The sequence below is a fragment of the Nitrosomonas halophila genome (assembly GCF_900107165.1).
GTDB lineage: Bacteria > Pseudomonadota > Gammaproteobacteria > Burkholderiales > Nitrosomonadaceae > Nitrosomonas > Nitrosomonas halophila.
The window spans coordinates 1-15583 of record NZ_FNOY01000024.1; the positions used below are offsets into that span (position 1 = coordinate 1).

General features: G+C 53.6%; 13 protein-coding genes. 1 reads left to right on the top strand and 12 read right to left on the bottom strand.

Features of this window, described 5'->3' with window-relative positions; genetic code table 11:
• Positions 1–288 precede the first annotated feature (288 nt).
• Complete coding sequence (locus tag BLV85_RS07270; RefSeq protein WP_090413774.1) at positions 289–996, top strand: GNAT family N-acetyltransferase; 708 nt, start codon at positions 289–291, stop codon at positions 994–996.
• Between the two features lie 37 nt (positions 997–1033).
• On the opposite strand, the gene BLV85_RS07275 is transcribed toward BLV85_RS07270, so the two are convergent.
• The 12 genes from BLV85_RS07275 to BLV85_RS07330 all read right to left on the bottom strand — a co-directional run bounded on the left by BLV85_RS07275 (position 1034) and on the right by BLV85_RS07330 (position 15570).
• Positions 1034–2269 (bottom strand): GNAT family N-acetyltransferase, encoded by a 1236-nt coding sequence (locus BLV85_RS07275; RefSeq protein WP_090413776.1) that lies wholly within the window; start codon positions 2267–2269, stop codon positions 1034–1036.
• 31 nt (positions 2270–2300) lie between these two features.
• Complete coding sequence (locus BLV85_RS07280) at positions 2301–3239, bottom strand: GNAT family N-acetyltransferase (protein ID WP_090413778.1); 939 nt, start codon at positions 3237–3239, stop codon at positions 2301–2303.
• A complete protein-coding gene (locus tag BLV85_RS07285) occupies positions 3239–4231 on the bottom strand; it encodes a polysaccharide deacetylase family protein (RefSeq protein ID WP_090413780.1) in 993 nt (330 codons plus the stop codon). The genes BLV85_RS07280 and BLV85_RS07285 overlap by 1 nt, the downstream gene beginning before the upstream one ends.
• A 105-nt stretch (positions 4232–4336) precedes the next feature.
• The gene (locus tag BLV85_RS07290) at positions 4337–6274 is read right to left on the bottom strand and encodes an XrtA/PEP-CTERM system amidotransferase (RefSeq protein ID WP_090413784.1); all 1938 of its coding nucleotides are present in this window, start codon (positions 6272–6274) and stop codon (positions 4337–4339) included.
• A 12-nt stretch (positions 6275–6286) separates the two neighbouring features.
• Positions 6287–7501 (bottom strand): TIGR03088 family PEP-CTERM/XrtA system glycosyltransferase, encoded by a 1215-nt coding sequence (locus BLV85_RS07295; RefSeq protein ID WP_245725123.1) that lies wholly within the window; start codon positions 7499–7501, stop codon positions 6287–6289.
• Entirely contained in the window at positions 7476–9047 is a 1572-nt protein-coding gene (gene xrtA, locus BLV85_RS07300) for an exosortase A (RefSeq protein WP_090413832.1), read from the bottom strand. The genes BLV85_RS07295 and xrtA overlap by 26 nt, the downstream gene beginning before the upstream one ends.
• A 38-nt stretch (positions 9048–9085) precedes the next feature.
• The gene (locus tag BLV85_RS07305) at positions 9086–10309 is read right to left on the bottom strand and encodes a TIGR03087 family PEP-CTERM/XrtA system glycosyltransferase (protein WP_090413788.1); all 1224 of its coding nucleotides are present in this window, start codon (positions 10307–10309) and stop codon (positions 9086–9088) included.
• 6 nt (positions 10310–10315) lie between these two features.
• Positions 10316–11389 (bottom strand): FemAB family XrtA/PEP-CTERM system-associated protein, encoded by a 1074-nt coding sequence (locus BLV85_RS07310; RefSeq protein ID WP_425433793.1) that lies wholly within the window; start codon positions 11387–11389, stop codon positions 10316–10318.
• 2 nt (positions 11390–11391) lie between these two features.
• The gene (locus BLV85_RS07315) at positions 11392–12231 is read right to left on the bottom strand and encodes an XrtA system polysaccharide deacetylase (protein ID WP_090413794.1); all 840 of its coding nucleotides are present in this window, start codon (positions 12229–12231) and stop codon (positions 11392–11394) included.
• A 15-nt stretch (positions 12232–12246) separates the two neighbouring features.
• Positions 12247–13089, bottom strand: a complete 843-nt coding sequence (locus BLV85_RS07320) for an XrtA/PEP-CTERM system-associated ATPase (protein ID WP_090413797.1) — start codon at positions 13087–13089, stop codon at positions 12247–12249.
• Positions 13090–13105: 16 nt separating this feature from the next.
• Positions 13106–14668, bottom strand: a complete 1563-nt coding sequence (locus BLV85_RS07325; protein ID WP_090413799.1) for a TIGR03016 family PEP-CTERM system-associated outer membrane protein — start codon at positions 14666–14668, stop codon at positions 13106–13108.
• Entirely contained in the window at positions 14668–15570 is a 903-nt protein-coding gene (locus tag BLV85_RS07330; RefSeq protein ID WP_090413800.1) for an XrtA-associated tyrosine autokinase, read from the bottom strand. Before BLV85_RS07330 ends, BLV85_RS07325 begins: the two co-directional genes overlap by 1 nt.
• Positions 15571–15583 lie beyond the last annotated feature (13 nt).

Here is a 15583-nt window from a genome sequence, read left to right on the forward strand (position 1 = left end):
CTCCACGATATGGATGACGAGGGTGGGGAGCCTATCTACGTACAGGTTCGAGACCTCAGGGTGCAACGGCTTCCCCAGAAAACGCTGTTACTTTACAGTGTTGAGCAAGTTTGCTGCTCACTATTAATATACAAGGGTGCATCGCATGCACCGTTCAATCGGTAGTAACGGAATGGATGCGGGGGCACAATGAAACTGAGAATGATTGAAAGGTATATTATTTTTACATCCGGTTCCTGAAGCAGAGACCGGTGTCAATAATCTCCGGTGCACACCAATGGTAATTGCATGGCTGACAAACTCGAAAGCATGAATGGCTGGCAAGAAAAACTGGCGCGGCTGAAATCCAAGGGAGGGTTCAAGGCAGCGGCATTCTGGGCTGTCAAGAAGCTGTTCCGGGTGGAGGTGCATTTTCTCTACTCAATGGATCTGGCTCAACAGCACATGCTGCAGCCCAAACCGATCCAGGACATTTGTGCGCAGCACGCCTTCCATTTCATTTCCCTGAAAACTAGCCGGGATCTTGCCCTGTATCCGCATGCGCTGATCGAACAACTCGATTCGCAATGCGGCCAAGGTGTCGCCAAACTCATCCATAGCGATACGGGGGTCTATGCGTTGATTGACGGTACAGGCGTCGTTTCACAGGTGAACATCAACCGCAGCGCTGTGGTGCATGTCGATTCGCCGACGAATCTGGATATTTGCCTGGCACCGGGGGATGTCTTTCTGGGCTATCTGTTTACCTATCCACAATATCGTGGCATGGGAACGGCGGCATGCCTGATAGAGAAGGTGTGCAAAGACATCCACAAGCGTGGGTATTCGAGAATCGTGACCCATATCCGCTCGACCAATGCCGCCTCGCTGAATACTTTCAGAAAATGTGGCTGGTCCCGGACGGGCTGGATCGCGACCAGCACGTCCGGGCGGCTATTGCTGACGCATTGTCCACGCAGGACCGGCATCTCGATCATGGCCACCAGACAGATGTAATGGTGTATGAAACACACCCAACGGGTTGAATTTCAGATCAATCCTGGTTGGTTGATCGTTGGCGGAGAATACGGCGGATTTTCGATTTCAGCCCCCATCGCTCGATAAAGTCCCCCATCAGCTCGCTAACTGTATTGAATCCGTGCAGGCCATAAGCGAGTAATCCGAGCGGAAATTTACGGGGTATCAGATGAAAGTTCCGTTCTTCACGATAGGTGTTGGACAGACTTCTCTTTTTCTCGTTATCGCCGTACAGAAAATCGAGCCGGGCAACTCCTTTGTCGATCAGGTCACGGATCCGGTAAATTTGCATGATGGTGCCGACAGATTTCCTCGCCCAGGCCGGATCATAGCCGGTTTGTTCCGCATAGTAGGTATTGCCATGCAGGTAGCCATGCTGGAAGGCCACCGGTTGCTGGTTGCAGATCAGAAGATAGCTGCGCATCCAGCCATTTTCTGCAGCGATCGTCAGATTGCGGCGTGTTTCCGGATTGTCGCAGATACCGAGACCAAGCAAATTCCGCTGATAGGTTTTATCCGATACCGCTTGCGCCAGTGGCAGAAATTCCAATACCTCTTCAGGGGCGGTATATACCCGATAGGAAACAGTGATGGCGGAATCCTGTTCAAATTGACGCAGTGTGCGCCGGATATCCTTGCGGGTATTGGCGCTGAGGCCCTGTATGTACTGATCGAAGCTGGCAGGCAATGCGATCAATCGTCTTCGATAGGCTTTTCCCGAAGGAAGCAACTGGTATTTTTCCCGTAGACCGGGGTGCTGCTGAATGAATCGGCCAAAAGCGGAATCCAGCTCGACACCCAGCCCGAACAGGGTTTCACGGCGCCCAAGTGTCTGCCATAAGTGATCGAATAGACTGGGCAGCACTTTCCCGGCACTGACGCCGGGTGACAACAAAGGGCCTGCTGTCATGCTGTAACGGCGAATCGGGAATTCCCAAAGCGCAATCCCGAACAATTCAAAGCTCAAGCTGGAGGGATGCACAAAAAACGGTGCATAGCCAGACAACCGGCCATCTGGCGCATGGCAGACAAAAATTTTGACCGATTTGTCTTGGCCGCATTTGCTATGGAGCCAATCGGGATCATGATCCATGGTTGCTTCGGGATGATCCCGGAGAAAATCCTTGAGAACGAGCAAAGCCTCGCTACGCGCGGTGGAATCGAAAAAATCCAGGTCCTGCCATGCCCAATCTTCTCCAGTTGGCGGCGGATGAGACGCTGCATCAGGACGTTTACTTCTTTGCAGAGACATAAAGGCGTCTTCGGGGGAATAAGTAGTACGGCTATGCAGTAGAACGCAGCATTTTTTTGATATACGCCTTTAATCGCAGCTTATCCAGCAACCGGACAATTCCACTCGATGTGGCCCCGATGCCTGCATGCAACAGTACGCTGGCCAGATTGCGCAGGTTGCGCCGGAAATAATAGATATCCGCACAATATTGCGCATGGGTCGCAAAGAATGCCTTGTGTGCGCCCTCCCCTTCGGTGAAGTCAAAGATTTTGACGTTGTCTGTCGCAAACAGGCATTGCAGTGCGAAGTATTGCAACAGGGTGCCAGGTGACCAGCGCTGATATTCCGGATCATGGCCAACGTATTCATAGAGCACGACTCCGGCGTGAATCGGGCAATAGATATAGGCGATCGGTTTTTGCTGATAGAACAGAATGTAGCCACGCACCCGATCCTCTGCAGCCAGCGCCAGCATATGGGCTTGGAATGGCTGGTCGGATGGCAGGCCACAATCGAGCAGGCGCTCCTGATAGGTTTTGCGGGAAACCTCCATTGCCAGTTGATGAAATACCTGCATTTGTGCCGGTTGGCGGTATTCCCGCCAGTCGATCTCGCCACCGGAAAATTCGGCAAATTTTCTGATTTTGCGCATGAGCGTATTGCGGGATTTGGCGGAGAACTTTTTCAGGTAGCTTTCGAACCCGCCATCGAGTGCGACCCAGTAGCGCTGATAACTGGCCGGCACATAACGGATCGCTTGCGGCAGGATGCCCAGAACCGACAGTGGCGCCGCCAGCGGATGGGAGCGCATGATGGCAACATCGATAGCTTGAGCAAACCAAGCAGGCAATTCCGGCGGGATTTCGGCCTGCGCGGGCAATTCGGTAAAGTGCGTTCTCAGCACACAGGCATTCAATCGCCGGCTGAACAGTTTGATTTCGCCGAGGCGGCTGATGAAGTCGATCGGTTGCTTGATCCACTTTTCCATTAGACGAACCTCGATAGCGCCTGCTCGGCATAGCGCCAGGCCGTGTGGTGCGGGCGGGAACGGAGCGCTTGGGCCGGTTCGACCCCGGGTATGGCCGCTGGATCCATTTCGGAAAATTGTGCTGTCCGGAATTTGTCCGGATGCCCGGCCAGGAATTGGCATAGCTTATGGAAACGATCGATATTCCGCTTATCCGGCTGGCAAAGTGCAGCTGGCGTTCTGTTCTTGACCAACTCGAAGCTGTGCAGGACGATTACAAACGCATGCCAGCCCGCTTTCCAGGCATCCAGCAAGGCGGTTTTCATCTCGTCGAAAGAGCAGGCAGCCAATTGCGCATGGCGCCGGTGACCGGGATAGTCCTGGAAAAAGGAAACCGGAAATTCCCAGACATCTTCCATCTTGAATGGCTGCAGCATAGGCCGGCCCGGATCGATCTGACAATCCCTGCCCAGATAACAGGGATTGCAACTGGTATCGAACAACAGCCCGTTCCGTGCAGCCGCGCGCAGGGTGGCCTGGTTGGCGCCATAGCTGCCGGCACGGAAAGCATGCACGGCGGCCACGCCGGCTGTCTGCAGGCTGCGCACGCCTTTTGCAATCAATGCAGTCTGCTCATCCAGCGTGAATTGATGCATATATTGCCTGAAGTGGGCAGGAATGCTGGGATCCTGTATTTCGCTGAGCCATTCGGTATGCAGATGCAGCTGGACCTCCTGGCCGTTTTCCTGGATCAGCTGCACTAGCGCGGCAAGGTGGTGGCTGCCGGCACGATCGGCAAACAGGGGTTCCAGAAAATAAGTCGCTTTCAATCCATGCTGGTTAAGCTGCTCGATCTGGTATGGCAAGCCGAAGTCGCCATCCAGAGTCCGGCCATACAGGCAGGCGGCGATTTCTGCATCGAATGTGGTTTTGTCCGGCGACAAGGCGTGCACCGGCCACCCTTCCGCATAGGGCCATATCTCGGTATCGACAGTCAGAAAAACATTCAGCATAACTTCTTCCGGGTTTGCGGTCAGTGTTCTCAGTTTTTATTACAAACGGGCCGTTTTTGTATGTCCCATACATTTTTTCAGGCTTGGGGGTGTGCAAGCGCGCCCTTAGGCGACCTTCCGCTCCCGCGCGGTAGAAGCCGGGCTTGCCTGACTGAAAATGTTGCGCAGGAAAGATTCGAACATCAGCAAGGTCCAGATAGGCGCGCTATAGTCCCGCCGCCCGGATTGGTGCTGATCGAGCATGGTCTGGATGAACGCCATGTTGAAGATACCCGTATCGGCCAATGTCTTGCCGAGCAGCGCCTTGTGCACGCGCTCGCGCAGGGGGCCCCGGAACCAGCTGGCAAGTGGAACCGCGAAACCCATTTTGTTTCGGTACAGCACTTCGTGCGGCAAATACGGCTCCAGTGATTTCTTGAGAATGTACTTTCCTTCCTGGTGGCGCAATTTCAGGGAAGCTGGCAACCCGGACACCCATTCAACCAGCTCATGATCCAGCAGCGGCACACGCACCTCGAGTGAGTGGGCCATGCTGGCACGGTCCACTTTGGTCAGGATGTCGCCGACCAGGTAGGTTTTGATATCCAGGTATTGCACCAGCGATAATGGTTCCCGAGTTGGGCTTCTGACCGCATGGTTACGCAATACTTCAACTGCCCGGTATCCCTGCAGGTTGCGGCGAAAGCCTGGTGCGAACAATTGCGCGCGCAGCTTGTCGCCGAGAATGGAAACACTGTGGAAATAGCCTTCCACAGAATCGCGTGCCAGTGCTTCAAAAGTAGATTTGGCACGTAAAAATCTCGGCGCCCAGTCCGCTTTGGGATACACCGCACCAAGCAAGCCGAATAACGGCTTGCGTACGCCTATGGGCAGCCTGGATCGCAACTGCTCTTCCATCATATGCCAACGATAGCGGCGATAGCCCGCAAAATTCTCGTCGCCGCCATCTCCCGATAGCACCACGGTCACATGCTTTCTGGCCAGTTCGCAGACCCGGTAGGTGGGAATGGCGGAGCTGTCAGCAAAGGGTTCATCATACAGCGCGGCCAAGCGGTCGATGAGATCAAAATCATCCTGTTCGACTTGTTCGACAAAATGGCGCGTCTGGTAACGATTGGCCACTTGCTGAGCGTAACGTGATTCGTCAAAGGCCGAATCGGCAAAGGCAATGGAGCAGGTGTTGACCGGCTCTTTCACGAGACCGGCCATCATGGCGACCACGGCACTGGAGTCGACGCCACCGGAGAGAAATGCGCCCAGCGGCACTTCGCTCATCAAGTGGCTGTCCACCGCGCCGCGCAAACGCAGCACCAGTTCCTCCTCGGCCTCCTGTTCGCTCATGGGCGGCGTGGAAGCTGAGAATGGCACATCCCAGTAAATATGCGATTGTATGGCCATTTGCCCACGCTGCAAAAGCAGTGAATAGCCGGGTTCGAGCTTGCGTGCCTGGCTGAAAATGGTTCTCGGCTCGGGAATGTAGCCATAGGCAAAATATTCCTCTATCGCGAGGGGATCCAGACTTCTGTCAAATTGTGGATGGGCCAGCAGCGCCTTGAGCTCGGATGAAAACAGAAACAAGCCGTTATCGAGCAGGCTGTAGTAGAACGGCTTGATGCCGAGCCGGTCGCGCGCCATGAAAAGAATCTGCTGATTGCGGTCCCAGACTGCAAATGCAAACATGCCACTGAACCGTTGTACACAACGCTCTCCCCATTCCTCCCAGGCATGCACGATCACTTCGGTGTCACAGTGGGTGCGGAATTGATGACCAAGTGCAGTCAATTCTTCGGCCAATTTGCGGTAATTGTAGATTTCGCCATTGAATACCACGACAACACTGCCATCCTCGTTGAATAATGGCTGCTGGCCGCTGGATATATCCATGATGGACAATCGGCGATGACCCAAGCCCAAACCAGGCTCTGTATGCAGCTGGCCTTCGTCGGGTCCGCGATGGGTCTGGGTCTGATTCATGCTGTCCAGTAATTTACGGTCGATCTCGCTGCCGGCGCGCATGTCGAAAATGCCTACGATGCCACACATATCCCTACCCTTTCAGTTGGTGAATTCATTGGAAATTGCGGAAGTCTCGTGACCCAGCAGGCGATCGTAAACCGCTAGGTAACCATTGGTCATGGCACGCATGCTGAACTGCCGTTCGACCACTTCGCGCGCCCGCTGACCATGCCGGGTTGTCAGCGCTTCATCCTGATAGTACCTGTACAGCGCATCGGCCAGCGTCGCCGGGTTGCCTGGGGGCACCAGCCATCCGGTCTCGCCTTCCCGAACCAGCTCGGCATTGCCCCCCACCCGCGTCGCCACAACCGGCAGACCGCTGGCCATCGCTTCAAGAATGGTATTGGAAATACCCTCACCCAGTGAAGGCAATGCGAATAAGTGCATGGCCCGCATCAGCTGCGCAATGTCGTCACGCTCACCGGGCAACCAGGCAAGATGCTCGGCGCCGGCTGCATGCAGCATGTCTATGCACTGCGCTTTCGCGACACCCTCCCCGATGATGACTAGCCGTAACCGCCTGCCGTTGTCCGGCACGCGCTCGCGCAACAGCAGGAATGCCTGCACCAGGGAGGGATAATCCTTGACGGCCGCCATTCTGCCCACGCTGCCGATCACGAATGGCTGGTCCTGAAAAAAACCTGCCGGGAAGGCTTCAACCGGGGCGATATTATCCGGGTGAAAACGTGATTGCTCCACCCCATTATAAATCTGATGTACCCGTGCCGCAGGCACCTGGATCGTCTCGACCAGCCAGCTGGCTAGATCCTTGCTGACTGCGATATAGCGGTGCACAAATGGACGGATCAGTTTGCGCAGCAGATTGTATTTCCTGTTTTTTCCTTCCAGGTCGAATACATCCCTGCCATGTTCGCCATGCACTCTGGCTTTGACACCTGCCGCAACCGCCACCAGCTGTGTCTCGAGGGTGGCCAGGTTGCGAGTGTGCACGATCGCGGGTTTGAGCTGCCTGAGCAGCTTGAACAGCCTGCCATAGTAACGGAGATCGTTTCCTTCGCGTTTGTTCAGTGCGATGATCTCGATATCCTTCCGATGCAGGCGTTTGTGGAATTCCGAATAGCCTTTGAGACAGATGATGACATGCCGGTAACGTGCCTCGGGCATGTGATTGATCAGGTTGACCAGGCCGTTCTCGAGTCCCCCTACACCCAGATGGTAGATGATATGTGCAATCAGTGGGGGTTCACCGTTTTTGATCATGTCCTGTTCAATTGTCCGCCTGTCTGGCTGCATGCAGGCCTGCGGAAATGGCAGGCATCATGTCCGACAGGAATTGATGCAACACTGGGGCGGCTTCTTCGGAATCACTATCGTAGTCGGTCACAACGATAATTTCCGCGCCGTCATCACCCTTGCCCAGAATCTGGTTGATTGCAAGCCATAGTTTTGCCAGGTAGGGGCTGGTCGTTTCGCGATCGATTAGCCAGTACCATCTCCAAACCAGCAGGCGGCCAGACGGCCCATGCAGTTGACTCTGGTTAACTGAAAAATTGTTGGCCGGCATTGGGATGGCCTTGCTGCCGTCGTCCAGACGACGCCAACCGGTGAGTTTATCAGCAACCAGCATGTGACCGGAGTTGATCAACTCATTTCCCTGCTGTTGATTGCGATAATAAGTGATATACAAGCTCACGCGTTGCTGATCGTTACGGAAATGGCTGACATAGTGGGCCGGCGTACCGACATAACTTGGCATCCAGTCTGAAAGTGGCGAGACATCCTGCACCCATTGTCCGCTAGCGTCCGTGATGTGAATTGCCGGCACAGGATGCCGGCTCTGCTGTGTATCCAGGTAGATCACATAACCTGGCCAGATGGCCGCCACCGTCACCACCAAGACAGCCATGCCGAATGTTCCCTGCCTCGAGACAGCCGCTGCCTGCCGGGCAGCGGGAGCAGGATTTTGTGTGGGCCCTGTATCGAGATGGTCTTCCCGCCAGAATGCACCAATCCAGAACAACAGCAACATGACCAGACCAAAAAATATCCAGCCGTAAATCAGGTGGTCCACGCCGACTGCGAGCTGCATATCGCTCAAGTGGCCGATCATGACGATCATGTAAGCGCGCAGGCCGTTGGCGATGATCGGCACGATAATCGAGAGCCCAATGAAAACCAGCCGCCTGGTGAGGCTGTGGTAAGTCAAATAGGCATAAAGTGTTCCCAGTGTGACCGATGCAATCAGATAGCGCACGCCGCTGCAGGCCTCGACCACAGACCAGTTGCCACTCGGAATGCTGAAAAAATTCCCTTCGCGATAGACCGGAATGCCAGTCAACTGGAGCGCACCGACGGTAAAGTCGGCAGTGAAGTCGATCAACGGGGGGATCAGTGCCTCGCCAAACGGTACGGCAAACAAAAGATAGGCCAGCGGAAATATCAGTGCAGTAAACAGCTGCCTGCCAAGCATGGCCCAGACAATTAACGCTATCATCGCGACCAGGGCATATTGCTGAACGACCAGCACGCTGGCAATCGAGGCCAAGACCCAGCCAAACCCAAGCCCTGCCAGCAGCAGCACAGGCCAGTAATCCTGACGGAAATCGACTGCCGCCAGCTGGTGGCGACGTTGCCAAATCATATAAAGACTGAAAGGCACGATCAGGAAACCATGTGCGTAGGTATCGGAGCTCAGCCAGGTGGCCACGATCGACCCGGCGACTTCCCGATAAATCCACAGCACCAGTATGATTGTAAGTACTGTGATCCATACTGCCGCGCCGCGCCGCATGGCAGTATGGTTAGGTGTAGCAGGCTGCGAGCTAATCTGTATATTCATGGCTGCGGTGTCCAAATATTCTGGCAGAAATCGACAGGTTATTCATTCCGTGTCTTGGAGCTGTGGCCATCCTCAAGCAACGCATCGATCCGGGCCAGGCTGTGCGACCAGTTATAAGCCTGCAGCACCCGGTTTCTGGCTGCCAGCCCTATGGTGGTCCGCCGCGCGTGCGCTTCGAGTAAGGCATGTACTTGCTCAACGAACTGTTCTGCATTTTCTGCGACACACAGCTCCTCATCCGGTACAGCGTTGATGCCTTCCATCGCTTGCAGGGAAGCCACTACCGGTTTCTGCATGGCCATGGCTTCCAATACCTTGTTCTGTATGCCCCGTGCGATGCGCAGGGGCGCAACAGCAATCCAGGCATGCTGCAGATAGAGGCGAATATCCTTGACGCCGCCAGTCACCGTGACACCTGGCAGATCAGCCAGGGCCTGCACCGACTTGGCGGGCCTGGCGCCAACGATATAAAAAACCGCTTGCGGCATGCGCGTGCGGATTTTGGGAAAAATCGCATGTGCAAACCAGTTGACCGCATCGATATTGGCCCAGTAATCCATGGCACCGGTGAAAACCAGCGGCCTCGCACCCACTGGATAGGGATTGGCATAATTCTCCGCTGGTGAAAAGAAATCGGTGTCGACACCGTTATTGAAGAAGGTCGTTTTATGCGCTGCTTCCGGCGCAAGCTGCTTGAATAAGCCGGCCTCCTTTTCCGAGACGAACGTTGCGCTATCGAATTCACTGGCCACTTTTCGTTCATAATCGAGCAGGCATGCGGATTCGCGGCGGTACAGCCAGTTGAAAGGCCAGGCCTTGGACAGTGCGTACTGCTGCCATTTATCGGAATCCACATCGACAAAATCGATGATGCGCCGGATATGTGCCGCACGGCTGAGAAATTGCGCCATGGCTGCAGAAAATACCACCGCATCCTGCACTGCTTCTTTCTGCAGCGTCTCTTCTACCCACCGCTGAAGCTGGCGGTTGCGATAGTAAGCCAGCGTCAACGGTTGGTTGCCTAATAGTGCGGGCAGGCTGCGGAGACGAGCTGCCACTGGATTGAGCGGCACCAGGCAGCTTGCCTGGCAGTAACTTTTCACTTCCTGCGCGTATCGCCAATCCTTTTCGTCATCGACGAAGGTACCCAGATATATACGGTAGCGCTTGCTCAGATGTTGCAACAAGTGAAACGAACGGATTTTGTCACCCTTGTTGGGCGGGAAAGGAATCCTGTGCGTCAGATAGAGCAGTCCCTGCATGCTTGGCTAGCCCAGATTTTTCACAATATAGGGGCCAATCCGGTTTGCGAGAGGCAACGGCAGTTTTCTCCAGGCTTTGATGAACAATTGATATTTGGGGTTGAGCGGATTGTGCTCGGGAATGGACTGGAGGCGATGAAGCTGGTATTCGTAAAAGAGTGGTTGCGGCTCGAATCCCCAGTTTCTTTTGAAACTGTAGGAGCCTGTATCACGTTTGCTGCGGCCGAAATCGAACACCCGATAGCCGCGTTCACAGGCACGGCGCATCAACTCCCAGTACATGAAGTCATTGCCTGCCAGATCACGCGCGGCATCGGTTCCTCCACCGTAATAGGGCAACACTTCATCCCGAAAATAAAAGCTCAGGACAGCACTGATGAGTTGATCCTCTTTGGTCACCACCAGTAATTCACAATCCTTGCCAAAGGTTTCCTTGAGCAGTTGAAAGTATCGTTTCGAAAAAACGGGTGTGCCCAGCCGCAGCACACTGATTGAATACGCCTGAAAGAAGCGCTCAACGCCTTCATCCAGCTGGCTTTGCAGTCCATGTTTGATGCCCTTGCGCACCATCGCCCGCTGCTTGCGGGGAATGGCGAGCATGTTTTGTTCCGGATCGGGATCGATCGATTTGCGGAAAGTGACGTATAAATCCTTGGTTGGCCAATCCGGATGAACGGGATGAAGGTGCCGATATTCCAGGTAATCCACCTTGAGATGTTTCGCCAAGGCCTGCGCGGCCTGATCGAGACGGCTGCGCGCGCCCGAGGAGATCGCAGCGATACCCCCATAGACACAGAATGGCAGAGCGCTCAGGCTATGGCCAAATAGCCGGCTGTCGATTTCCGCCAGTGGCAGTATGCCCTGGATCTGGCCATCGTTCTCAACGTAAAGAAACCAGGTTTTATGGCCGAATGCCCGTTCGATCACATGCTGCCAACCCGCGCGGTGAAAAAAGGTGGCCTCCGGGCAGGTCTCGACAAATGCATCCCAGGCATCATGGTTATCCGCTTGCAAAATGGAAACATCTGAAATTCCACCCGGCAATAGATTGACTAGGTCATGCACAGCAGAATTGGCCATGCTCATGTCAGTTGCTTCAGGAAAACCTGGTCCATCCGCCCCCAGTGAAAATGCCGGGTCAAGGCGGCGAGCCGATTCTCCATGCGGCCCAGATTGAGATAGTGGCGGAAACGGGTTTTGAAATTGATCGCCTGCTGACGCGGCTGATCCGGATCAATTTCCCAGGGGTGAAAATAAAAAATGACTGGCTGGCGATCTACCGTATTGACCCGCTGCAGGCACCAGCGGGAAACGGCATAGGGCCAAAGCCGGAAATAACCGCCTCCTCCACTGGGCAAATTACGGCCAAACATGCGTACCGTGGTAACCGGCAGTTCCAGCAATTTCCCTGAAGGGTTGGGGTGGAAAGCAAAGCGTGGCGCTTCGGGCATGCCATAGTGATCATGCCGTACCGGATAAATGCTTGAACTGTATCGATAGCCTGCCTCTTCGAGGCAATCCAGCGCCCAGAGATTATGGCCGTCAATCGAAAAGCTGGGTGCACGATAACCTGCTATCGGCAGGCCACCGATATCTTCCAGCAGCTGCTTGCTGCGAATAATATCGTCACGAAATTGTGCCGGATTCATTTCGGTCACACGATGATGGGCATACCCATGGCTCGCCAGCTCGTGACCGTTGGCGACGATCTGCTGCACCATGGCCGGGTAACGTTCCGCTATCCAACCCAGGGTGAAGAAAGTTGCCTTGATATCGTTTTCATCCAACAGGTCGAGAATCCGGTCGACGTTACGTTCCACCCGGCAAGGCAGCGTCTCCCATTCCGATCTCGGGATATAGGGCGAGAAAGCCGATACCTGGAAATAATCCTCCACATCGATAGTCAGTGCGTTACGCATCATATTGATCAGGCCAGTTTAGTCATCGTTTACGAAAGCATCCACAGGATCGAATTCTTGTCGTATATCCAGCAACACTTCATTTGCTTCTGCTCTGCCCAGCGACTGCAATTCCTCCAGGCACCCCATGATCAGCAAACGATCACAGAACAAATTGATCTTGCGTGGAATGCCCCCGGAATAAGTGTGAATGATTTCGAAAATTTCATCCTGAAAAGCAGGATTACCCGCCCAGCCCGCTTTTTGCAAACGGTGCTCGATATAGGCTCTGGTTTCGTCCAGATCCAGTGGACCCAGATGATAAGTGGCGATGACTCTTTGTCTGAGCTGCTGCATCTGACTGCCCAGCAATGTTCGCCTGAATTCAGGCTGGCCCAGCAGGAAGGTCTGCAGCAGCGGCCGGTCATCGGTTTGAAAATTGGATAGCATGCGCAGTTCTTCAAGTGTCTGCTGGGAAAGATTCTGCGCTTCGTCCACCACCAGCAGCGCCCGCTTACCCGCCCGGTCGAGTTGACGCATGAACTGTTCGAGTTCAAGCAGCAAAGCTGCTTTCGACAGATTCTCATACGGCAATCCAAAAGCGGCCGTCACCATCCGTAAAACATCATCCGGATCCAGCCGGGTGCTCACGAGTTGCGCGGCAGCGATCCGCTCCCGCTCGAGCTTCTGAAAAAGATAACGCATCAGCGTCGTCTTGCCGGCCCCTACTTCGCCGGTAATGATGATGAAGCCGTCTTCTTGGGACAGGCCATATTCAAGATAGGCCGCGGCACGCTTGTGCCCTTTGCTGCCAAAAAAGAAATTCGGGTCAGGTTTTAGTTGAAAAGGTTTCTCGGCAAAGCCGTAATAGGAAAGATACATAACTGATTAAGTAATTCTAGAAATTCATGCGCACAGAAGCGGTTATGGCATTGGCGCTGAAATCGGCATTACTGCGGTTGGATGACCGACGATGGTGACGATAGCGAAGTAATCCATTGATATGGGGCGTAATCCGCTTATTCAGGCTCAGCATGAAGATATAGAGATCATCATCCTGGTCGGTCATACCGAAACGAATCCGGGTATAGCCAAAATTGAAATTGGCACTGGTCAATGCCGTCAGGCGATGATTCAACAGCACATTCCCTCCAGTCTGGGTAGTGTTCCTGGTGAGGAACGCATTCCCGATCCCGATCAATGATTCGTCTTCTTCATCCGGTGTAAAGGCCTTTCTGGAGAAATTGTAGGCACGAAACACCAGGGAATTTTTTTTGCCCTGAAGTACCAGCGAAGCCTGCAGGCGTTTGAGCAGAAACAGGCGATTGGTCAGGAAATTGTTTGGGTCCGAAAAAGAAAGTGGCAGACCTTGATCGAGTAATTGCCCGCCATCCTGGAGACCGGGAAGAAACTGCCCCAGAGCGCCTGGATCGATAATCGACCCTCCCAACATGGATTGCTGGCCAAAAGTGGTAATATCTTCCAGATAACTCAAGTTCCAGACTGTGCGGCGCGTACGATGATCAATCGACGCTGCATAGGTATTACCAAAGAATCGCTGTCCGGCCGATGCATTGACATTGGTTCTTGTCGTGGGCACCCAGGAAAAACCAGCTGTCCAGAAATGACTGGAAGACTTGCCCCTGATCGAGATAAAACTGTTGCGCTCATAGCCACCGGTACCAATCAGACTGAATTGAGGTGTGATGACATAACGCAGCGTACCGGCACTCCGCTCCAGCTCCAGTGTTCCCATACTAAGACCGGAACGTTCTCGGTCAATTTTGGTGTGATTGTAATTGATCCCCCAGCCCAGTGTTCTGAATGCTGAACCGCTGTTCATGGAAAGGTTCACCGAATCGATAGTATTACTAAAGAACTGTTGTGCACTCGAACTGACAGCACTCCGGACATAGCGCAACTCACCGGAAGCCAAATTCTTGAACCGGTGCCGTGCATAGGGGCTGATACTCCAGGTACGAATATCCCTGAGATTACCGGTCAAATTGGTATTATCAAATGCAGGAGGGCCGAATAGAAAAGCATTCTGCTGACTGATGGCCGCACGCCCATCCACAAAAAAGCGCTCTTTGATAATCTCGGCGGTTCCATTGGCGTTTAGCCAATGCCGCATCAGTACACGCTCACTTTTCGCAAAAATGAGATTATTCAAGGTGTAATTGATATTCGTGTTGAAGCGACGGCCCTCGCCCCTGATCCCCAGGCCTGGATTGATTTCTGAGACAAAATCCCCGCCGCCGTCGCCAACCACCCCACCAAACCCGGCACCGATTCCACCGAGTCCGATATTATCTGTATAGGTTCCGCTCAATGTCAATCGAGGTTGAATATTCCATTCGGCAGCATTCGCCTGCAATCCCCAGTAACCCGAACCTGCCAGGCAAACAAGCCAGAAATATATGCGATGAAAGGAATACTTAAAGTAGCTGAATGCTTTCATCAATAATAGTAACCGTAGTATCCAGCATTATGGGATGCGCGCGCCTTGTTATAAATCAGATTAATCACATCGCATGCTTCAATCTGCCGCAAGGCCTCCTTGACAGTCTGCTGAGTGGTCCTTTCCGCCTCCACCACCAGTACAATCTGTCCCATCTGGCTTGCAAGCACACGCGCCTCGCTGGTGAGCAACAACGGTGGAGAATCAAAAATCACCACGCGGTCATGATAACGTTGCGCGAGCTCTTCGAGAATGGCGTGCATACTCTGACTTGCCAATAATTCAGTGGCATGGGAATGTCTTGCACCGGCAGGAATCAACGTCAGTTTCTCGACATTGGTTTTGATCAGGACATCGGATACCGCCAGTTTCGGATCAAGAATAATATCCAGCAAGCCAGGCATTTCCGGATTAAAACGGAGTGTTCTTGGAATCGAGGGCCGGGCCACATCGGCATCAACCAACAATACCCGATGATCCATTTCCATCGCGATACTCATTGCCAGGTTGATTGAGCAGAAACTTTTCCCTTCGCCCGCCAATGAACTGGTCACCATAATCAAGTTCCCATTCTTGATCCCGCTATTTTCATTGAATGCATTGGAAAGCAGTGGACGCTTGATCAACCGGAATTGCTCCGCCACCAGTGACTTGGTGTGATGTGGTGTGACGACACCTTTATCGTGCAAACCATCCAGATCAATCTCTATACGTTTCGCCGCATGCGTAATACCGCGCGTTTCAGCATCTTTTCCACTTTCAGGGTTAGGCGCGCTATCGAGCAACTTGGAGGACGAAGGAATCGATGATGAAGCGTCGCCCTCTTGCAATGGCATTTGGGTGGCCTTGGATGAACGATTATTTTTATCCAGTTTTCCTGCAGCTCTTTCGATAAGACTCATGCCCCCTCCATCA